This window comes from Streptomyces sp. NPDC027962 (assembly GCF_055566095.1).
In genome coordinates this window covers 1-20380 of record NZ_JBVHTA010000044.1, presented here as the reverse complement: position 1 = coordinate 20380, position 20380 = coordinate 1, and the positions used below count along the sequence as shown (strand labels likewise).

The 20380-nt window shown below is 70.2% G+C and carries 19 protein-coding genes and 1 pseudogene; 13 read left to right on the top strand and 7 right to left on the bottom strand.

From position 1 onward, the window contains the following. Positions 1-34 precede the first annotated feature (34 nt). Together ACZ4SA_RS30455 and ACZ4SA_RS30450 are read left to right on the top strand one after the other, a co-directional pair. Positions 35-391 (top strand): hypothetical protein, encoded by a 357-nt coding sequence (locus tag ACZ4SA_RS30455; RefSeq protein WP_468280911.1) that lies wholly within the window; start codon positions 35-37, stop codon positions 389-391. A gap of 66 nt (positions 392-457) precedes the next feature. Then, complete coding sequence (locus ACZ4SA_RS30450; protein ID WP_468280910.1) at positions 458-1555, top strand: amidohydrolase family protein; 1098 nt, start codon at positions 458-460, stop codon at positions 1553-1555. 36 nt (positions 1556-1591) lie between these two features. Here the strand turns inward: ACZ4SA_RS30450 and ACZ4SA_RS30445 are convergent, their stop codons facing one another. Genes ACZ4SA_RS30445 through ACZ4SA_RS30430 form a run of 4 tightly spaced genes read right to left on the bottom strand, consistent with a single transcriptional unit; the run spans position 1592 to position 5447 of the window. Beyond that, on the bottom strand, positions 1592-2584 hold the full coding sequence (locus ACZ4SA_RS30445; RefSeq protein WP_468280909.1) for a COX15/CtaA family protein: 993 nt from the start codon (positions 2582-2584) through the stop codon (positions 1592-1594). 4 nt (positions 2585-2588) lie between these two features. Then, positions 2589-3707: a hypothetical protein gene (locus ACZ4SA_RS30440; protein WP_468280907.1), complete on the bottom strand. Its 1119-nt coding sequence runs from the start codon at positions 3705-3707 to the stop codon at positions 2589-2591. Positions 3708-3756: 49 nt separating this feature from the next. After that, entirely contained in the window at positions 3757-4524 is a 768-nt protein-coding gene (locus ACZ4SA_RS30435; protein WP_468280905.1) for an ABC transporter permease, read from the bottom strand. Next, the gene (locus tag ACZ4SA_RS30430; RefSeq protein ID WP_468280904.1) at positions 4521-5447 is read right to left on the bottom strand and encodes an ABC transporter ATP-binding protein; all 927 of its coding nucleotides are present in this window, start codon (positions 5445-5447) and stop codon (positions 4521-4523) included. The genes ACZ4SA_RS30435 and ACZ4SA_RS30430 overlap by 4 nt, the downstream gene beginning before the upstream one ends. Before the next feature lie 859 nt (positions 5448-6306). On the opposite strand from ACZ4SA_RS30430, the gene ACZ4SA_RS30425 reads away from it, so the two are divergent. The 8 genes from ACZ4SA_RS30425 (at position 6307) to ACZ4SA_RS30390 (ending at position 12950) form a co-directional block, all read left to right on the top strand. Continuing rightward, positions 6307-7083, top strand: coding sequence for a helix-turn-helix transcriptional regulator (locus ACZ4SA_RS30425; RefSeq protein ID WP_468280903.1), 777 nt, complete (start codon positions 6307-6309; stop codon positions 7081-7083). Beyond that, positions 7080-8501 (top strand): Fe-S cluster assembly protein SufB, encoded by a 1422-nt coding sequence (gene sufB / locus ACZ4SA_RS30420; RefSeq protein ID WP_468280901.1) that lies wholly within the window; start codon positions 7080-7082, stop codon positions 8499-8501. Before ACZ4SA_RS30425 ends, sufB begins: the two co-directional genes overlap by 4 nt. 75 nt (positions 8502-8576) lie before the next feature. Then, positions 8577-9773 carry a Fe-S cluster assembly protein SufD gene (gene sufD / locus ACZ4SA_RS30415; protein ID WP_468280899.1) on the top strand — a complete coding sequence of 399 codons (1197 nt, stop codon included), beginning with the start codon at positions 8577-8579 and terminating at the stop codon, positions 9771-9773. After that, on the top strand, positions 9773-10090 hold the full coding sequence (locus ACZ4SA_RS30410) for a bifunctional 3-phenylpropionate/cinnamic acid dioxygenase ferredoxin subunit (RefSeq protein ID WP_468280896.1): 318 nt from the start codon (positions 9773-9775) through the stop codon (positions 10088-10090). Before sufD ends, ACZ4SA_RS30410 begins: the two co-directional genes overlap by 1 nt. Before the next feature lie 7 nt (positions 10091-10097). After that, the gene (sufC, locus tag ACZ4SA_RS30405; protein ID WP_468280894.1) at positions 10098-10862 is read left to right on the top strand and encodes a Fe-S cluster assembly ATPase SufC; all 765 of its coding nucleotides are present in this window, start codon (positions 10098-10100) and stop codon (positions 10860-10862) included. After that, positions 10859-12127: a cysteine desulfurase gene (locus ACZ4SA_RS30400; RefSeq protein WP_468280892.1), complete on the top strand. Its 1269-nt coding sequence runs from the start codon at positions 10859-10861 to the stop codon at positions 12125-12127. The genes sufC and ACZ4SA_RS30400 overlap by 4 nt, the downstream gene beginning before the upstream one ends. Positions 12128-12141: 14 nt before the next feature. Then, a complete protein-coding gene (gene sufU, locus ACZ4SA_RS30395) occupies positions 12142-12615 on the top strand; it encodes a Fe-S cluster assembly sulfur transfer protein SufU (RefSeq protein WP_468280890.1) in 474 nt (157 codons plus the stop codon). Next, entirely contained in the window at positions 12612-12950 is a 339-nt protein-coding gene (locus tag ACZ4SA_RS30390) for a metal-sulfur cluster assembly factor (RefSeq protein WP_100106553.1), read from the top strand. Before sufU ends, ACZ4SA_RS30390 begins: the two co-directional genes overlap by 4 nt. Positions 12951-13092: 142 nt before the next feature. Here the strand turns inward: ACZ4SA_RS30390 and ACZ4SA_RS30385 are convergent, their stop codons facing one another. Next, on the bottom strand, positions 13093-14424 hold the full coding sequence (locus ACZ4SA_RS30385) for a PucR family transcriptional regulator (protein ID WP_468280888.1): 1332 nt from the start codon (positions 14422-14424) through the stop codon (positions 13093-13095). Between the two features lie 238 nt (positions 14425-14662). Here ACZ4SA_RS30385 and ACZ4SA_RS30380 point away from each other — a divergent pair, with 238 nt between their 5' ends. Beyond that, complete coding sequence (locus ACZ4SA_RS30380; RefSeq protein WP_468280886.1) at positions 14663-15625, top strand: alpha/beta hydrolase; 963 nt, start codon at positions 14663-14665, stop codon at positions 15623-15625. A gap of 1 nt (position 15626) precedes the next feature. On the opposite strand, the gene ACZ4SA_RS30375 is transcribed toward ACZ4SA_RS30380, so the two are convergent. Next, positions 15627-16745: a DUF7847 domain-containing protein gene (locus tag ACZ4SA_RS30375; protein WP_468280884.1), complete on the bottom strand. Its 1119-nt coding sequence runs from the start codon at positions 16743-16745 to the stop codon at positions 15627-15629. A 100-nt stretch (positions 16746-16845) separates the two neighbouring features. Between ACZ4SA_RS30375 and dapD the strand changes: the two genes are divergently transcribed. Then, on the top strand, positions 16846-17835 hold the full coding sequence (gene dapD / locus ACZ4SA_RS30370) for a 2,3,4,5-tetrahydropyridine-2,6-dicarboxylate N-succinyltransferase (protein WP_468280882.1): 990 nt from the start codon (positions 16846-16848) through the stop codon (positions 17833-17835). A gap of 672 nt (positions 17836-18507) precedes the next feature. On the opposite strand, the gene ACZ4SA_RS30365 is transcribed toward dapD, so the two are convergent. Then, positions 18508-19227: an LppU/SCO3897 family protein gene (locus tag ACZ4SA_RS30365; RefSeq protein ID WP_468280880.1), complete on the bottom strand. Its 720-nt coding sequence runs from the start codon at positions 19225-19227 to the stop codon at positions 18508-18510. A gap of 265 nt (positions 19228-19492) precedes the next feature. Between ACZ4SA_RS30365 and ACZ4SA_RS30360 the strand changes: the two are divergent. Beyond that, a pseudogene (locus ACZ4SA_RS30360) lies at positions 19493-19729 on the top strand (site-specific integrase); the annotation flags it as partial. Positions 19730-20380 lie beyond the last annotated feature (651 nt).

Genomic DNA, 20380 nt, shown 5'->3' with positions numbered 1-20380 from the left:
CGCCGAACGATCTACCCGCGAGTAGCATGCGGGCATGGCAGAAACCAACGTTGAAGAGCGCACGTCCGGTTCCGCGCACGACGCCCGCGCCGCGCGCAAGGCGGCGAAGCTCGCCAAGCAGATCCAGGCGTTCTCCAAGGCGCACGGCGGCGCCGAGGGACAGCTCGCGTACATCGGCCAGACGGGCACCCGCATCGTGCTCGTCGGCGACGACGGCGGCTGGGGCGACCTCGTGGCACCGAGCCACGCCATCGCCGTCAGCGCCGCGGAGAAGTCCGGGATCACCCTGCACGAGTCCTTCGACGGCGACTTCGCGGCGAAGGTCCGCACCGGACCGTACGAGTGGACCCGGATGGCAGGCATCCAGGTCGGCGGCCCGTCCAACGGCTGACCAACACCTCGCACGGGGCTCACCCGTTAGGACTGTGGAAGCACGGTCCTAGACAGGGAGCTCCCGATGATCGACGCCGCGACCTCGGTGCGCCTGGTCGACCAGTACTGCCACGGGGTGCTCCGCGCGGAAGTGGGCCTCGGCACCTTCGAGACGTACCTGGGGCCCGCGGCCGGAGCGCCGCCGGCCTCCGGCACCACCTTCTTCGACACCCAGACCGGGTTCGCGGTACGGCGCTGGTGCCCGCCGCTTCTGGGCCTCGAACCCCACTGCCCGCCCGCCCACTACCTGGCCCGCCGCCGCGAGCTCGGAGTGGTCGAGGCGGGCAGACGGCTTCTGCGGGGAACCGGCATCGCCACCTATCTCGTGGACACCGGCCTGCCGGGGGACCTCGCCGGACCGGCCGAGATCGCCGCGGTGGGCGAGGCGGAGGCGCGCGAGATCGTACGCCTCGAGCTGCTGGCGGAGCAGGTCGCGGACACGTCAGGGACGGTGGAGTCGTTCCTGGCCAACCTGGCGGAGGCCGTGCACGGGGCGGCGGGCTCCGCCGTCGCCTTCACCACGGTCGGCGCGGGCCGGCACGTCTGCGGCCGACCGGAACCGCCGGGGCCGGGGGAGGTGCGCGGGGCGGCCGGACGCTGGCTCGGCGAACGCCACGTGGGCGACCCGCCGACCGACCCCGTGCTGCTGCGGCACCTGCTGTGGACCGCCGTCGCCACGGGCCTCCCGCTCCAACTGCACGTCGGCGTCCGCGACCCGATGCTTCTCGCGGATTTCGCGGCGACGACGGCAGGCCTGGGCACGGACCTGGTCCTGCTGCACGGCTACCCGCACCACCGCGGCGCCGCCCACCTCGCGAGCACCCACCCGCACGTCTACGCGGACCTCGGCCCGGCCCTCGCGCAGACGGGGGCGCGGGCGGCGGCGGTTCTCGCGGAGACCCTCGAACTCGCCCCGTTCGGCAAGCTGCTGTTCTCGACGGGCGCGCGCGGCCTGCCGGAACTCCATGTGGTCGGCGCCCGTACCTTCCGCCACGCGCTCAGCCAGGTGCTGGGCGGGTGGGTGGCGGAGGGCGCGTGGGCGCGGGCGGACGCGGAGCGGGTGGCCACGATGCTCGCGTCGGGGAACGCGGGGCGGGTGTACGGGCTGGGGAGCGGGGGGTGACCGGCGCTCCGAGGGGGCCGGGCGTGGGACGCCGCGTCAGGCCGAGGTCAGCGCGTCCGCGTGCTCGGACCGGGCCACGGGACCGGGCGTGGACTGACGCTCCCGCAGGCTCAGCGCCAGCCTCAGCACCGCGATCCACATCAGCGACGAGCCGAACATGTGCGCTCCGACCAGGATCTCGGGCACGCCCGTGAAGTACTGCACATAGCCGAGCGCACCCTGGAGCAGCAGCACCAGCAGCAGGTCCCGAGCGCGCGCCCGGATGTCGTCCGGGGCGTCCACCACACGCAGTACGAGCCACATCGCGACGGCAAGCGCGCACACCACCCACGCGGCGATCGCGTGGACATGTGCGGCCGCGGACCAGTCCCACGGCATGCGCGGCACATCGCTGCTGTCGCCCGCGTGCTTGCCGGAACCGGTCACCGTGGTGCCCAGGGTGATCAGCGCCGCGGAGACCACGACGATCGCCCAGGAGAGCTTGCGGACCGGCCGGGGAACCCGCGGGCGGGGCACGGCGTCGCCCTCGCCGGCGCGCACCCATGTGATCGTCGCCACCGTGAGCAGTGCGTTGGCGAGCAGGAAGTGCCCTGCCACCGACCAGGGGTTGAGGCCCGCCCACACGGTGATGCCGCCGATGACGGCGTTGCCGAGGACGATCCAGAACTGCGCCCAGGCGAGCCGGCTCAGCCCGCGCCGACGCGGCTTCGCGGAGCGTGCCGCGATGATCGCCCAGCCGACCGCGGCGGAAAGGACGTACGTCAGCATCCGGTTGCCGAACTCGATCGCGCCGTGGAGGCCCTGCTCGGGTGTGGCGAAGAGGCTGTCGTCCGTGCACTTGGGCCAGGTGTCGCAGCCGAGACCGGAGCCGGTCAGCCGTACGGCACCGCCGGTGATGATGATGACGACGGTCATCAGGACGGCGGAAAGCGCGGCGCGCCGCAGGATTTTGGGCGACGGTGTCCAGCGCTGGGCGATATGGGCGAGGGGGGTCTGCACGGCACCCATCGTAGGCGGGTGTTTGTGCATGCTTTCACGAGGGGTCGGCGGAGGGCTCGTACGTCGCACGGAAGCGCGACCCGTCGAGGTGGTCCTCCTCCTCCCACCACAGCGCGAAGCGCCAGGGTGTGGCGGGCGGCGGCAGGTCGGGGGAGTTGCGGAAGGCGTCCGTCAGATCGGCGGCCACCGCCTCCGCGGTGACGTCGGTGACAGCGTCCGTACCGCGCCACGGATATGCCATCGGCGTCCATGACCCGTCGTCCGCCCGCACGTCGAACCGCCACACCGCCCGCCAGGAGTGCGCGCGCAGGATCCGGCACACCTCGGCGCGGTCCAGCGCCAGGCCCTCCGCGATGGCCTCCGGTGCCACGCCGTCGATCCGTGCCGCCAGGACCGCGAGCGGCAGGAGGCGTTCCGGCAGGAGCTCGCGCTTGCGCAACTGGGTGAGCCCGTCCTCGAAGGGACAGCGGCGCAGTCTGCGTTCGAGCTGGTCGCCCAGGTGCTCCAGGATCGCGGCGCGGCTGCGCTCCGCGGGGTCCGGCGCCTGCCACAGTGAGTGGAACTCCCGTTCCGCCCGTACGGCCCACTCCGCCGCGTCCACCGGCCTGCCGAGCTCTTCCAGCCGGTCGCCGAGGAAGACGTGCGCCTGGGCGAGGCCCTCACGGTTGCACGGCTCCGACTGGTCGAGCCCCTCCCAGACGGCGATCGCCCGGTGAGTGGCCTCCACGGCGGCCAATCCCGCCAGCAGGTCTTCCGCGCAGGGCTGTTCGCCGAGCGGGTGGAAGGCGTAGCGGGGCAGGCCGAGTTCGTCGCTGAGCGGCTCCGCGAGGTAGACCGCCTGGCTGATCAGCGCCCGCGCGTACCGGCGGGCGTGTTCGGCATCGTGCTTCGCCGGTTCCGCGCAGTGCCGCACCGCCTCGTCGGCGGCGCCCAGCGCGTCGACGCGCCGGCCGGTGTCGAAGTGGTGGCGGGCCAGGTCCCCGTAGCGCAGGCTCAGCCGGGCGGAGAGGGAGTGGTCGTCCACGGCGTGCGGGGCGAGCGCCGCGATCAGGTCGGTCAGCATGCGTTCGCGTTCGTGTGGTGAAGCGGCGGGGCGGCCCGCTCTGACCTTCGCCCACTCCGCGTCCAGTCGCAGTGCGGCAGTGCGCTCCATCCAGGCCTCCCACCGTGCGGGTCTCGACAGGGTCATCCTGGCGCGCGTGTCACTCCCAGCGGAAGGTCCGGGCGGCCGCGCCCAGCCCGAGCACCGCCCAGAGGGCGAGGATGCCCAGATTGCCCCACGGCATGCCCGCACCGTGCTGGAGCACGTCGCGCAGCCCGTCGGAGAGCGCCGAGATGGGCAGCAGCCCGAGCACCGAGGAGACCCCCTCGGGGAACTTGTCCAGCGGCACGATCACGCCGCCGCCGACGAGCAGCAGCAGGAAGACGAGGTTCGCGGCGGCCAGCGTCGCCTCGGCCTTCAGCGTTCCGGCCATCAGCAGGCCGAGTCCGGAGAAGGCCGCGGTGCCGAGGACGAGCAGCAGCAGGACGTACACGGGGTTGCCGTGCGGCGACCAGCCCAGCGCGAACGCGATGACGGTCAGCAGCACGACCTGCAGGATCTCGGTGACCAGGACGGACAGCGTCTTGGCGGCCATCAGGGCCCAGCGGGGGACCGGCGAGGCCCCGAGCCGCTTCAGCACGCCGTAACGCCGCTCGAAGCCGGTCGCGATGGCCTGGCCGGTGAAGGCGGTGGACATCACGGCGAGTGCGAGCACGCCCGGCGTGAGGAAATCGACGGCCCTGCCGTCTCCGGTGTCGACGATGTCGACGGTGGAGAACAGCACGAGCAGCAGGGACGGGATGATCACCGTGAGCAGCAGCTGCTCGCCGTTGCGCAGCAGCATTTTCGTCTCGAAGACGGCCTGCGCCGTGATCATGCGTGTCAGCGGTGCGGCGCCCGGCTGCGGTGTGTACGTACCGGCGCTCATGCGCGCAGCTCCTTGCCCGTCAACTCGAGGAACACGTCCTCGAGGGTGTGCCGTTCGACCGAGATGCCGTGCGGCAGTACGCCGTGCTGGGCGCACCAGGAGGTGACGGTCGCCAGCAACTGCGGGTCCACCTCGCCGGTGATCCGGTACGCGCCCGGTGTCAGCTCCGCCGCGGCCGTGCCGTCGGGCAGGGCCTTGAGCAGGGAGCCGAGGTCGAGGCCGGGGCGGCCGGTGAAGCGCAGGGTGTTCTCCGCGCCGCCGCGGCACAGCTCCTCGGTGCTGCCACGGGCGATGACGCGGCCGGCGTCGACGATCGCGACGGCGTCGGCCAGTTCCTCGGCCTCGTCCATGAAGTGCGTGGTCAGTACGCAGGTGACGCCGTCCGTCCGCAGTTCGCGCACGAGGTCCCAGGTGGCGCGGCGCGCCTGCGGGTCGAGGCCCGCGGTCGGCTCGTCGAGGAAGACCAGTTCGGGCCTGCCGACGACGGCCATCGCCAGTGCGAGGCGCTGCTGCTGGCCGCCGGACAGCCGCCGGTAGGTCGTACGCCCGCAGCTGCCGAGGCCCAGGCGCTCGATCAGGGCGTCCACGTCCAGCGGGTGGGCGTGCAGGGTGGCCATGTGGCGGAGCATCTCGTCGGCCCGGGCGCCGGAGTAGACGCCGCCGGACTGGAGCATCACGCCTATGCGGGGCCGCAGGAGCGGGGCGTCGGCGACCGGGTCGAGGCCGAGGACGCGCACGGTGCCGGCGTCGGCACGGCGGTAGCCCTCGCAGGTCTCGATCGTGGTGGTCTTGCCGGCTCCGTTGGGGCCGAGGACGGCGGTCACGGAGCCCGTGGCGACGTCGAGGTCCAGGCCGTCCACGGCGGTCTTGGATCCGTACCGCTTGACCAGGCCACGGATGTGGACGGCGGGCTCGCTTCGCATGCGGGGAAGTCTAGGCGGGCCCAGCGGGGCCCCGGCCCGCGGGTCCCTGGGGTGGGGCGGGCCAGGCGCGGGAGGGTCCGGGGCATCCGCTGCCGTCACCGCCGACACCGGGGCGGGCAGCGGCTCCACCGGCCTTGCGGCGGCTGACCGCTCAGGGTGCCGACGGGCGCACCGTACGTACGGGCGGCAGCGTCTCTCACCCGCGGACTCCGGGGCGGGGCGCTGCGGCGGCACGGATCGCGCCTTGTGCGAGCGGGGTCCACGGCGTGCGCTGCTGTCGTCGCGGCGGGCGGCCGCTCCACCGGGCCTTGCCGGCGGCAGCCCTCAGGGTGGCGACGGACGCACCGTACGTACGGAATCACCTGTGGACCCCGGAGCAGGCAAGAGCCCGAAGGTGCCGACGCGGCGCCCGCCCGCGGGGTCGGATGGTCGCCCGCAGCGAATGACCGGAGGTCGGCGTACCCGCCGCGCGGCAGCGCATACGCACCGTGACGCTCAGGGCCCCGCCCCGTCTGCGATGCTTCCTGGCCGTGGCGGGTGCCTCGGCCAGGCACCCGAACAGCGCAGGGCCGGTCCCCCGGATTCATGGTCGCCTACGGCCGGTTCGATCTACGTTTCGGGGCGCATCGGACAGGACGTCGGCGAAGTTTTTCGCGCTGCCGAGCGTCGGATCCGGCCCGCCCGCGAGCCCGCCGGGGCGGTCCGGCCACGGGTCGACGGCCTGCTGAAACGCCTCCCGGCAAACGCCCGCGTGATCATTTCCGCAGGTCAGCTTAGGTTTGCCTAAGTGATGCACGGCACCAGGTGCCCACCCGGAGCGCGCTTGTCAGTCTCTGAGGAATTACGCAACAATGGCGTTGTGAAAAACCTCGGCGAGGCTCCCCAGGAGGAACTCGCGACCGGTGAGCGCTCCACGCGCAACCGCGTCGCGCGATCGATCCTGGATCACGGTCCGTCCACCGTGGCCGATCTCGCCGGCCGCCTCGGGCTCACCCAGGCAGCCGTCCGCCGCCACCTCGACTCGCTCGTCACCGAGAACGTCGTGGAGCCGCGCGAGCAGCGCGTCTACGGAGCCCGCACACGCGGCAGGCCGGCCAAGGCCTTCGCGCTCACCGACTGCGGCCGGGATGCCTTCGACCAGTCGTACGACAAGCTGGCCGTGGACGCCCTGCGCTGGATAGAGAAGTCCGCAGGCGGCGGGGCAGCCGGGGAGGCGGCCGTCGCCGCCTTCGCCCGGGACCGTATGGAGACCCAGTCGCAGGCGTACCGCGCGGCGGTCGAGGCCGCCGCCCCCGAGGAGCGCACCGAAGCGCTGGCGAAGGCGCTGAGCGCCGACGGGTACGCTGCTACGGCTCGTACCGCCCCGGTGGGCGAGCAACTCTGCCAGCACCACTGCCCCGTCGCCCACGCGGCCGAGAAGTACCCGCAGCTGTGCGAGGCGGAGACCGAGTTCTTCTCGCGGCTCCTCGGGACGCATGTGCAGCGGCTCGCCACGATCGCCCACGGCGACGGCGTCTGCACCACGTTCATTCCGCGCGGTGCGCCGCAGGGCGGCACCGAGGCCCGCAACGGCACCACACAGACCAGCACCAACCCATCAGCATCTGCAAGCACGGCCGGGAGGAACCCCGCATGACTCTCCCCACGGAGACTGCCCACCCCGAACTCGAGGGTCTGGGTAAGTACGAATTCGGCTGGGCCGACTCCGACGCGGCAGGCGCCACTGCCAAGCGCGGTCTCTCCGAGGACGTCGTCCGCGACATCTCCGAGAAGAAGAACGAGCCGGAGTGGATGCTGAAGCTGCGGCTGAAGGGTCTGCGCCTCTTCGACAAGAAGCCGATGCCGAGCTGGGGCTCCGACCTGTCGGGTATCGACTTCGACAACATCAAGTACTTCGTGCGCTCCACCGAGGCGCAGGCCGCCTCGTGGGAGGACCTGCCCGAGGACATCAAGAACACGTACGACAAGCTCGGTATCCCGGAGGCGGAGAAGCAGCGCCTGGTCGCCGGTGTCGCCGCGCAGTACGAGTCCGAGGTCGTCTACCACCAGATCCGCGAGGACCTGGAGGAGCAGGGCGTCATCTTCCTGGACACCGACACCGCGCTCAAGGAGCACCCGGAGCTCTTCCAGGAGTACTTCGGCACGGTCATCCCGGTCGGCGACAACAAGTTCGCGTCGCTGAACACCGCGGTGTGGTCCGGCGGATCGTTCATCTACGTTCCCAAGGGTGTCCACGTCGACATCCCGCTGCAGGCCTACTTCCGTATCAACACGGAGAACATGGGCCAGTTCGAGCGGACGCTGATCATCGTCGACGAGGACGCCTACGTCCACTACGTCGAGGGCTGCACCGCCCCGATCTACTCCTCGGACTCGCTGCACAGCGCCGTGGTCGAGATCATCGTCAAGAAGGGCGGCCGCTGCCGCTACACGACCATCCAGAACTGGTCGAACAACGTCTACAACCTGGTCACCAAGCGCGCCGTGGCGTACGAGGGCGCGACCATGGAGTGGGTCGACGGCAACATCGGCTCCAAGGTGACCATGAAGTACCCGGCCGTCTACCTGATGGGCGAGCACGCCAAGGGCGAGACCCTGTCCATCGCCTTCGCGGGCGAGGGCCAGCACCAGGACGCCGGCGCCAAGATGGTCCACATGGCCCCGAACACCTCGTCCAACATCGTCTCCAAGTCGGTGGCGCGAGGCGGCGGCCGTACCTCCTACCGCGGTCTGATCGAGATCGGCGAGGGTGCGCCCGGCGCCAAGTCCAACGTGCTGTGCGACGCGCTGCTGGTCGACACGATCTCCCGCTCGGACACCTACCCGTACGTCGACGTCCGCGAGGACGACGTCTCCATGGGACACGAGGCCACCGTCTCCAAGGTCTCCGAGGACCAGCTCTTCTACCTGATGAGCCGCGGCATGACCGAGTTCGAGGCGATGGCGATGATCGTCCGCGGATTCGTCGAGCCGATCGCCAAGGAACTCCCCATGGAGTACGCGCTGGAGCTCAACCGGCTGATCGAGCTGCAGATGGAGGGCTCGGTGGGCTGACGCCCTCCCGTCCCCGTCCGACCGCAGCGACTGACTTCTCACGTAGTTACGCAGGAAGAGAGCAAGACGACAGCCATGGCTGAGGCTCAGAACATCCCGGTGGGCTCCACCACCGCCGGCTCGATCGCGGTGGCCGCCGAGTCGACCGTCGCCACCCGTATGAGTGCGCCCCCGTCCTTCGACGTGGCGGACTTCCCGGTCCCGCACGGCCGCGAGGAGGAGTGGCGCTTCACTCCGCTGGAGCGCCTCGCCGGCCTGCACGACGGCACCGCCGTCGCCACCGGCGCCGCGCTCAAGGTCGCGATCGACGCCCCCGACGGAGTCACCGTCGAGAGCGTCGGCCGCGACGACGCGCGGCTCGGCAGGGCCGGCACCCCGGTGGACCGGGTCGCCGCCCAGGCGTACTCCTCCTTCGAGCAGGCCACGGTCGTGACCGTGCCGAAGGAGACGCAGCTCGCCGAGCCGATCCGTATCGTGGTGCACGGCGAGGGCGGCACCGCCTTCGGCCACCAGGTCGTCGAGCTCGGCGCGTTCGCCGAGGCCGTCGTGGTCATCGACCACACCGGTGACGCGGTGCTCGCCGCCAACGTCGACTACGTCCTGGGCGACGGCGCCAAGCTGACCGTCGTCTCCGTCCAGGACTGGGACGACAAGGCCGTCCACGTCGCCCAGCACAACGCGCTGGTCGGCCGGGACGCGTCCTTCAAGTCGGTCGTGGTCACCTTCGGCGGCGACGTCGTACGGCTCCATCCGCGGGTCTCCTACGCCGGCACCGGCGGTGAGGCCGAGCTCATCGGCCTGTACTTCACCGACAAGGGCCAGCACCAGGAGCACCGCCTCCTCGTCGACCACAACACCCCGCACTGCAAGTCGAACGCCGTGTACAAGGGCGCGCTCCAGGGCGACGACGCCCACGCGGTGTGGATCGGCGACGTCCTGATCAGGGCCGCGGCCGAGGGCACCGACACCTACGAGATGAACCGCAACCTCGTCCTCACGGACGGCGCGCGCGTCGACTCGGTGCCGAACCTCGAGATCGAGACCGGCGAGATCGTCGGCGCCGGTCACGCCTCCGCCACCGGCCGCTTCGACGACGAGCAGCTGTTCTACCTGATGGCCCGCGGCATCCCGGCGGCCGAGGCCCGGCGTCTGGTCGTCCGCGGCTTCTTCGCCGAGCTGGTCCAGCAGATCGGCCTGGCGGACGTGGAGGAGCGCCTGCTCGCCAAGATCGACGCCGAGCTGGAGGCGTCGGTGCTGGAGGCGTCCGCCTGATGGCCTTCGTCAAAGTCTGCGCGCTGAGCGAGCTGGAGGACGACACCCCCAAGCGGGTGGAAATCGACGGCACGCCCGTTTCCGTGGTGCGCACCGAGGGGGAGGTGTTCGCGATCAACGACATCTGCTCGCACGCGAACGTCTCCCTGTCGGAGGGCGAGGTGGAGGACTGCTCCATCGAGTGCTGGCTGCACGGCTCCAGCTTCGACCTCCGCACCGGCAAGCCGTCCGGCCTTCCCGCGACGCGCCCCGTCCCCGTATACCCCGTAAAGATCGAAGGGGACGATGTGCTCGTCTCCGTCACCCAGGAGTCCTGAGTCACCCATGGCAACGCTTGAAATCCGCGACCTGCACGTTTCCGTCGAGGCCGACAACGCCACGAAGGAGATCCTCAAGGGCGTCGACCTGACCGTGAAGCAGGGCGAGACCCACGCCATCATGGGCCCCAACGGCTCCGGCAAGTCGACCCTCGCCTACTCGCTGGCGGGCCACCCCAAGTACACGATCACCGGCGGCGCCGTGACCCTGGACGGCGAGGACGTCCTGGAGATGACCGTCGACGAGCGCGCCCGCGCCGGCGTCTTCCTCGCCATGCAGTACCCGGTCGAGGTCCCCGGCGTCTCGGTCTCCAACTTCCTCCGCACGTCGGCGACGGCGATCCGCGGCGAGGCCCCCAAGCTGCGCCTGTGGATCAAGGAGGTCAAGGAGGCCATGGAGCGCCTCAACATGGACCCCGCCTTCGCCGAGCGCAACGTCAACGAGGGCTTCTCCGGCGGTGAGAAGAAGCGCCACGAGATCCTCCAGCTCGAGCTGCTCAAGCCGAAGATCGCGATCCTCGACGAGACCGACTCCGGCCTCGACGTCGACGCGCTGCGGATCGTCTCCGAGGGCGTCAACCGCGTCCGCGAGAGCGGCGAGGTCGGCACGCTGCTGATCACGCACTACACGCGCATCCTGCGCTACATCAAGCCCGACTTCGTGCACGTCTTCGCGAACGGCCGTATCGCCGAGTCCGGCGGCGCCGAGCTCGCCGACAAGCTCGAGGCCGAGGGCTACGAGGCTTACACGAAGGGTGGCGTATCCGCGTGACAGTGGCCCACCAGGGGCTTTCCGGCCTCCTCGACACAGAGGCGCTCCGCAAGGACTTCCCGATCCTCGACCGGGTGCTCCACGACGGCAAGAAGCTCGTCTACCTGGACAACGCGGCGACCTCCCAGACGCCGCGCCAGGTGATCGACGTACTCAGCGAGTACTACGAGCAGCACAACGCTAACGTCCACCGTGGTGTGCACGTGCTCGCCGAAGAGGCCACGGCGCTGTACGAGGGCGCCCGCGACAAGGTCGCCGCCTTCATCAACGCGCCGAGCCGCGACGAGGTGATCTTCACCAAGAACGCCTCCGAGGCGCTCAACCTCGTGGCCAACATGCTCGGCTGGGCCGACGAGCCCTACCGGGTGGACCGCGAGACCGAGGTCGTCATCACGGAGATGGAGCACCACTCCAACATCGTTCCGTGGCAGCTGCTCTCGCAGCGCACCGGCGCGAAACTGAAGTGGTTCGGCCTCACCGACGACGGCCGGCTCGACCTGTCCAACATCGAAGAGGTCATCACCGAGAAGACGAAGATCGTCTCCTTCACGCTGGTCTCCAACATCATGGGCACGGTCAACCCGGTCGAGGCGATCGTCCGCCGCGCCCAGGACGTCGGCGCGCTGGTGCTGATCGACGCCTCGCAGGCGGCCCCGCACATGGTGCTCGACGTGCAGGCGCTGCAGGCCGACTTCGTGGCCTTCACCGGCCACAAGATGTGCGGCCCGACCGGCATCGGTGTGCTGTGGGGCCGGCAGGAACTGCTCGAGGACCTGCCGCCGTTCCTCGGCGGCGGCGAGATGATCGAGACCGTGTCGATGCACTCGTCGACGTACGCTCCCGCGCCGCACAAGTTCGAGGCGGGTACGCCCCCGATCGCGCAGGCCGTCGGCCTCGGCGCGGCCGTGGACTACCTCTCCTCGATCGGCATGGACAGGATCGCCCAGCACGAGCACGTGCTCACCGAGTACGCGGTGAAGCGGCTCATCGAGGTCCCCGACCTGCGGATCATCGGCCCCACGACGGCCGAGGACCGCGGTGCGGCGATCTCGTTCACACTCGGCGACATCCACCCGCACGACGTGGGCCAGGTCCTCGACGAGCTGGGCATCGCGGTCCGCGTGGGTCACCACTGCGCGCGCCCGGTCTGCCTGCGGTACGGAATTCCTGCGACCACGCGGGCGTCGTTCTATCTGTACTCCACGCCGGCAGAGGTCGATGCTCTGATCGACGGCCTGGAGCACGTCCGTAACTTCTTCGGATGAGGGGCTGACGACGCGTGAAGCTGGATTCGATGTACCAGGACGTCATCCTGGACCATTACAAGCACCCGCACGGCCGGGGCTTGCGGGACGGGGACGCCGAGGTGCACCACGTCAATCCGACGTGCGGCGACGAGATCACGCTCCGGGTGAAGTACGACGGATCGCGCATCGAGGACGTGTCCTACGAGGGGCAGGGCTGTTCCATCAGCCAGGCCAGCGCGTCCGTGCTGAACGAACTGCTGGTCGGCAAGGAGCTCGCCGAGGCGCAGAAGATCCAGGGCACGTTCCTGGAGCTGATGCAGTCCAAGGGCCAGATCGAGCCGGACGAGGCGATGGAGGAGGTGCTGGAGGACGCGGTCGCGTTCGCCGGCGTCTCCAAGTACCCCGCCCGAGTGAAGTGCGCGCTGCTGAGCTGGATGGCGTGGAAGGACGCGACGGCCCAGGCGATGGGTGAAACCCGCGACAACGCGGAGAGGGAGACCGCATGAGCGAGAACGAGACGGTAGCGACGAAGCCGGCGTCCGAGGAGGAGGTCCGCGAGGCGCTCTACGACGTCGTCGACCCCGAGCTGGGCATCGACGTCGTCAACCTCGGCCTCATCTACGGCATCCACATCGACGACTCCAACGTCGCAACGCTGGACATGACGCTGACATCGGCTGCCTGTCCACTGACCGACGTGATCGAGGACCAGGCGAAGGCCGCGACCGACGGCATCGTCAACGAGCTGAAGATCAACTGGGTCTGGATGCCGCCGTGGGGCCCGGACAAGATCACGGACGACGGGCGTGAGCAGTTGCGCGCGCTCGGCTTCAACGTCTGACCCGCGTTTCCCGGGAACGGCCATGCCCTCCCCCAAGCTCTGCGAGCAGGGGGGACCCCCAGCACACCGGCGGGCATGGCCGTTTCTCAGTACCGGACCGCGATCGACTGTCGTGACGGGGAAGCGCTCGCCCGTTCTGGGACTAGAGAGGAGCGCCCGGCGGGTCGGGCCGGACGGCGAGGGCGTCGTGGGCGCTCAGCGCAGCCCTCACCCGCATGACGTCCGCACCCGACGTGGCGTCCAGGCCGGTGGCCACGACGACGCGACGCAACCGGTAGTCGACCGTGTTCGGGTGCACCCGCAGCCGTTCCGCGGTGAGCTGCCGGCTCAGACCGCACGCCAGGAACATACGGAGCGTGCCCAGCAGTTCGGGGCGGTCCGCCAGCGGCCGCATCAGCTCCGCCAGCGCATCGCGGGAGGGGCCGGGCTGCATCAGCTGGTACTCCAGCAGCACGTCACCGAGCCGGTGGACGCCGGGCCCGCGGCCCGCGGCCACCGCCACCCGCCGCACCTCCTGGGCCAGGCGGGCCGCATCGGCCACCTCCTCGGGGGCGGCTGCCGCCGCTCCGGCCACGATGCCGACGCCGGCGACCTTGCTCATGTGCGACACCACGCCGGACAGCCAGGTCCAGTCCCGGTCCGACAGCTGAGCGGCCGGCGTCCGGCAGGGGATCAGCGCGGTGCCGCCGTCGCCGGACAGGGCGGACAGCGCCGGGCCCTCCACATGCCGGTCCAACTCGACCCGTAGCCTGCGCAGTTTGCGTCTGCCGGCGATCACAGGATTGATCCCGTCGGCGCTCTCGTCGGGGTGGGCGCCGACAGAGAGACCGAGGACCAGATAGCAGGCCGGGAGCGCGATACCCCAGCGGGCAGCCGTGCCACGGATGTCGTCGCCCTTGAGGAGCGCCGCCAGCATCGACTGCCGGGCCGACTGCTCGTCGCTCACGACCGCCTGCCGTTCGGCGAAGTAACCGGCGACGACGGTCGCCGTCATCTGCTCCAGGAACCTCAGGACCAGCAGATGGACGGCCTGCACCGCCGCCAGGTCCGCCGGGGTCGCATGCAGGGACATCCTCTCCAGGCACTCCTGGGCGCCCACGTGGTAGGCGCTGATCACCGCCTCGACCGGCACGCCCTCTTCCGCCCGCTTGGCGGCCGACTGCCGGAGTATCTGCAGCTGCGCCTCGTCCGGCAGCTCTCCGGTGCGCAGGACGGTGGTGAACGTGCGTATGCCCTGCTCGATGACCCGGCGGGTCTCGCTGCGCAACTGCTCCGCCGGCAGCGTGCCGTAGACCGGCACCAGGTCGACGAGCCGCGCGAGGACGTAGGACGCCAGCTCGTGCGCCGATCCGGCGAGCCGCTGATGGACCGGGACCCCGCCGAAGGAGAGCGGCACGTACCCGCCACCGTCCGCCCCGCCGCCGACTCCCCCGTCACCGTCCGCCCTGCCACGGACCACCCCGTCACCGACCACGATGCGACCTCATAGACGCCCCCGTCCTTACTGTCCGGTAACAAAGGTCGCCGCAGCCCACACGCAGTGTCAAGGAGATCCGGGTGCTTGTGACGGCTCACAAACCCCCGGCCGGATCTTTGGACGCCCCCCGGGGCACGATGCGCCGGATTCCGGCCAGTCTTCTTCGGTGCACGCACTGTGCCACCCCCACCGCCCTTCGGCCCGGGACGGGCTGAGCGACTCCCAGGAGCCCTCCATGTCAGCGAACGAGTGGTCTGCGCGGAGAACGCGCACCGGTGCGACCGCGGCCGCCGTCGCGGCCGCGGCCCTGCTCACCTGTGCCGCCGCCCCGGCGCAGGCCGCCGAGCAGGAGCCGCTGCGGGAAGGCGGCGTGGGGCAGGCCCTGTGGAACTACGCGACCTCACCGGGCGCGGTGGCCGGAGCCAACGACTGGTCGTGCAGGCCGAGCGCCGAGCACCCCGACCCGGTGGTCATGCTGCCGGGCACGTTCTTCAACATCGGCGCCAACTTCGTGAAGGCGGCGCCGCGTCTGAAGAACGAGGGCTACTGCGTCTACGCCATGAACTACGGGTTCACACCGTTCTCCTTCGGCCGCGTGGGCGGTCTCGGCAGCAACAAGGACTCGGCCGCGCAGCTGGACGCCTTCGTGACCAAGGTCCAGCAGGCCACCGGCGCGAAGAAGGTGGACGTCGTCGGTCACTCGCTCGGCGGGAGCGTGGCGATGTGGTGGATGAAGAAGATGGACGGTGCCGCCAAGGTCGACCGCTACGTCGGCTGGGCCCCGAGCTCCCACGGAACAGACCTCAACGGCATCGTCGACCTCGGCAACAGACTGAGGGTCATGGGCTTCGTCACCGGCCTGGCGAACGCGGCGCGCTTCCCGGGCGTCATCGAGCAGACCGACACCAGCGACTACACCACGCAGATGTGGGCGGACGGCGACACGGTTCCGGAAGGCCCCCGGTACACCGTGATCATGACCGAGTACGACACCGTCGTCACGCCGTACGCGACGCAGGCACTCGAAGGCAAGGATGTCGAGAACGTCGTCCTCCAGGACAAGTGCCCCGACGACAGAGCCGGTCACATGGGCCTGTTCAACGACGACCCGACCCTGCAGATCACCATGAACGCACTCGCCGACGGGCCCGCCGGCTTCCGGCCCGTCTGCCGCGGCTACGGCATGGAGTGGCTCTGACTCAGAACCCGGGAGCGGCCGGTGACGCCTGCGCAGGCACGCCGGCCGCCTCGGCGAGGGCCGGGGCCAGGTTCTCCGTGCGGATGCGCCGGTCGACGTAGAGCAGGCTCACCACCAGCTGAGGGAACGCGGCCGTCAGGGCCTGGCCGACGAGCGAGGCGAACAGGCCGAACGCCAGCGACGTGATGACGATCGTGAGGGCAGCCCCGCTGGTGGACACGTCGTCCGTCAGGCTCGGGCCGAAGAGGTTGAGCAGCGACAGCGGCAGCTGGACGAGGTAGCCGGCCACTCCCGCCATCGCGTAGGCCAGCAGCGAGATACCGAAGATCCGCCACCAGTCGCCACGCACCAACTGCGCGGAGCGGCTCATCGCCGCGATGGTGCCCTGCCCCTCGAACACGGCGGCGGCGGGGGCGAGAGCGAACTTCACCCAGAGCCAGACGGCCGCCGGACCGGTGGCCAGCGCACCGAGGACGGCGACCAGGATCAGCCAGCCGAAGTCGCCGACCGTACCGTCCAGGCTCAGCGTGATCAGCGAGAGGAACAGCGTCAGGCCTGCCGCCGCGAACAGCAGCAGCGGCACCGCCGCGATCAGCGCGGTGAGCAGGACACTGCCCAGCACGGACCACATCCTCGCCAGGCTGCGGCCCCACACGGCGCCGAACGTCGACGGCCGGCCCAGGACAGCGTCCTGGAGGACCGCGGGACAGGACGCGTAGACCAGCGCGTTGGCCATCAGCAGCACGAGCAGGCCGAAGAGGTACACCCCTCCGAAGGTGAGCAGGAGCGGCCAGACGTCGTCCCAGCCGGACGAGCCCTCCGGCTCCAGCACTCGGTCGAGGCGGTCGGAGACCGCCGCGTACGCGATGCCGATGGCCCCGCCGATGCCCACGAGCGCCATCCCGTACGCGGCGAAGGCCATACCGAGCAACTGCTTCCAGTGGCGGCCGATCGTCGCGAAGGCCCCGCCGAGTATCTCGCCGAGACCGAGCGGCCCGAGCGGTACGACCCCCGGCTGGGGCGGCGGCGGCATCCAGCCGCCCCAGCCGGGCGGTGGGCCCGGCGGCGGGCCGAGCGGTCCCGGCGCACCTGCGTGCGGCGGCAAGTTTCCGTAGGTCATCGATCCCCCCGAGTGCTTCTGCAGTTCGATCGCACACCGTAGCGCCCGTCGACTGAGACCGGTTCGCCCGGGTGGTACCTCGCCGGTTAGGTTTTCTGTCATGACCGACACGCCCGCACCCCGCACCACCGGCGCCGTCGCCGCCGGCCTCGCCACCATCACCGACGACGGCGTCGTTCTCGACACCTGGTTCCCCGCCCCCGCGCTCGTCGCCGAGCCCGGCCCCGCCGGCACCGAGCGGCTGACCGCCGAGCAGGCCGCCGGGCTCCTCGGCGCCGCCGCCACGGACGCCGTCGGCCCCGACGCGCGACGCGGTGTCGAGGTCGTCGCCGTCCGCACCGTCATCGCCTCACTCGACGACAAGCCCCTGGACGCCCACGACGCCTACCTGCGTCTGCACCTGCTCTCCCACCGGCTCGTCAAGCCGCACGGCCAGAGCCTGGACGGCCTCTTCGGTCTGCTCGCCAACGTCGCCTGGACCAGCCTCGGGCCCGTCGCCGTCGACCAGGTCGAGACGGTGCGCCTCAACGCCCGCGCCGAGGGCCTGCACCTCCAGGTCACCTCGATCGACAAGTTCCCGCGGATGACGGACTACGTCGCCCCCAAGGGCGTGCGCATCGCCGACGCCGACCGGGTCCGCCTCGGCGCGCACCTCGCCGAGGGCACCACCGTCATGCACGAGGGCTTCGTCAACTTCAACGGCGGCACGCTGGGTACCTCGATGGTCGAGGGCCGCATCTCCGCGGGCGTCGTCGTGGGCAACGGCTCCGACATCGGCGGCGGCGCCTCCACCATGGGCACCCTGTCCGGCGGCGGCAACGTGATCATCGCCATCGGCGAGCGCTGCCTGATCGGCGCGGAGGCGGGCGTCGGCATCGCGCTGGGCGACGAGTGCGTCGTCGAGGCCGGTCTGTACGTCACCGCCGGCACCCGGGTCACGATGCCCGACGGGCAGATCGTCAAGGCCCGCGAGCTCTCCGGCGCGAGCAACATCCTCTTCCGCCGCAACTCGGTCACCGGCACCGTCGAGGCCCGTCCGAACAACGCGGTCTGGGGCGGCCTCAACGACGTGCTGCACAGCCACAACTGACCACCGGCGGCCGTGACCTGCGGCCGGCCTACCGATCAACGTCCTGAACTGCTGCTGAGCTGCCGGTAGCTGTCGACGTTGGTCATCGATGAGCGCCCTTCCACGGCCCCAGGACGGCCCGGGAGGGCGTTCGTGCGTCGGGGGAGACATCTGCCTTGTAAGACTGGCGCGGGCGGTAGACCAGTCTCGGCTGGTCAACAGGCTTGGGAAGCCGCCGAGCCCAGCGACGCACACCGCGCCACTACACACCCGAGTTGACCGCGGCTGACCGCTCGATCTGGCACGGATCTGGCACGGCTCCCTCCGACCGACAGAGACGGCTCCCGTCAGGACCTAAGTGTGCCTCGACCGGCGGCAGGCGAAGCCTTTGACGCGTCAAGGGAGTCCAAGAGGATCTGGGACGTGTACTTGTCGCTGAGCGTCTGTGCCAGTTGCTCGACGAGTGTCCCCACAGTCGGGACACGCTCGCCCCGAGCCGCAATCGTTGCTGCTCGCGGACTTGTCGAAGACACCCATGGTTGCCCCCAGATGCCGTTTGTGCGGTGTTTGCCGTCCTTGCGGAGATCTTGCCACTCGGCGAGCGCAGCCGGACCCTGCCCGTGGCCACCCGGTCGAGGGGGTTCCGCACTCCAGGGCGATCTTCGAGGCGGGTTGCCGAAGCTGAGTTGTCGGTCAGCCGCCCTGGTAGATCGTGGTGCACAGCAGCGTGGCGCCGTCGTCCACCAGGTAGGCCCAGTAGCGCGTCCGGTCGCCTGCCACCCGGCGGCAGTTGTTCGCGTCGGCGCCCGCCGGGGCTCGGTAGACGCCTGTGATGTGCATGATCTGGTTGTACGGGGCGGGCACCGGCTCGCGTCGGCAGGCCACGGCCGTCATCATGCCGAGGGAGATCGAGTAGCCGGACTGCTGGCCGAGCATGCAGTAGGAGGCGTGGTAGATGCGGGTGAGGCAGAGCTTCGTGGTGTTGCCGGTGGTGGCGGACTGGTAGCTCCAGTACGACTTCCCATGGCTGGTGGGGCAGGCCGTGTCGGTGGCGGTCACCTGAACCTGCGCCTGCGCGCCGGCGCAGGACACGGGGTCCGGCGGAACATCGACGCTCCAGTCGATGCTGGCGGTGCCCCCGCGGCCCGTGTCGTAGACCGCCAGGCAGTCGCCGGCCGAGATGGCTTTGAACGTCTCTTCGGTGGGATCCGGAGTGGCTGTCGACGGCTCGGGGTCGGCCTCCTCAGCGTCCCCCTCACTGATGCCAGGGTCATCGGGGATGTCGACGGGGATGTCGACGGTCGGCGAAGACGTGGACGGGGCTGGGCTGGAACTGGATGGGGGCGAGTCGGCCAACAGATCCTTCAGCTCCGTCGCGTTGCTCACGCCCAGCCAGGTCAGGATCGACAGCACGGATGCGATTCCGCCGATAAGCGCCAATAACTTGGCAGTGGAATGATCATCGGATGCGCCTGCCACAATGCCCTCCCCCGCCGCGGCTCAGGCGATATTAGCTTTTCCGGCGCCGCTGAGAGTCGAACTCCCGTTATCCCGCCCCGTTGGCCCCCCCCGCACAGATCCAGCGCCCCACGGATCGTCGCCCGGCCAGATCATCCGTTCATCTGTATGGGTCATGTGCGGAGGATCGGTCTCGCCGCGCGGCGAGCGGAGCGAGCCACTCACCATGGGCCTCCGGCGGGGTGGGATCGTCGGTCTCCGCCGGGTCGACGTCGGTCTGGACAAGCGCGTGCTTTGCGTCCGCCGGCAGACTCGGCGTCGGCGTGGCGTCCTCTGCAACGACGACCCCAAGGGCCGCCGTCGTCGGGCTGTACCGATCCCGGCGATGTGCATCGCGACGCTTCGCCGGCACCGGATGCGCCAGGCCGCTGCCAAGCTGCGCGCGGGGGAGTCGTGGGATGGTGATGTCAAAAGACCCCGGACCATGATCGGTCCGGGGCCTTTTGACTGGTGCCCCCGGCAGGATTCGAACCTGCGACACCCGCTTTAGGAGTTCGACCGGAGGTCGCTCCGCAGGTCATCGTCGAAGGGTGCGACAGCTGGACAGGGGTGCTGGTGCCCGCCCCCGTTCGGCGTTGTTGATGTCAGCTGGCTGTACTTCGCGCCCATGGTTTCAGGCCGGTGCTGCGCTCGGTTACCACTGATCCGATCTGCGAGAACATCCGTCTGAACCCGCGAGTCTCGGTCCCAAGATGCACCTGATCGGACCGGGTTTTCGAATGAATCGTAGGGATTGTTACTGAGGTTGAACTCGTGGTGTCGTGCGGATGGTCAAGCCAAGGGGAGCCGTGTGGCCCGAACTGAGACGGCCATATGCCCTCGTTTGCTGACTCCTTCAGCCAAGACGTTCGGGAGCTCCGGCGGGGGCCCACGGTTTGGAACGGCCTGTGGCGGCGCGACTGGCGATCAATTGGGTCGCCAGTGAGATGCTTGATTTCATGACGACGACGGTGTGAACCGCCCCGGGTTCGGTGGAGATCTCAGACTGTGGTTGTGACCTGGGGTTTCGTGAGTTCGGTGTAGTAGTTGGCTTCGTATTCGACGGGCG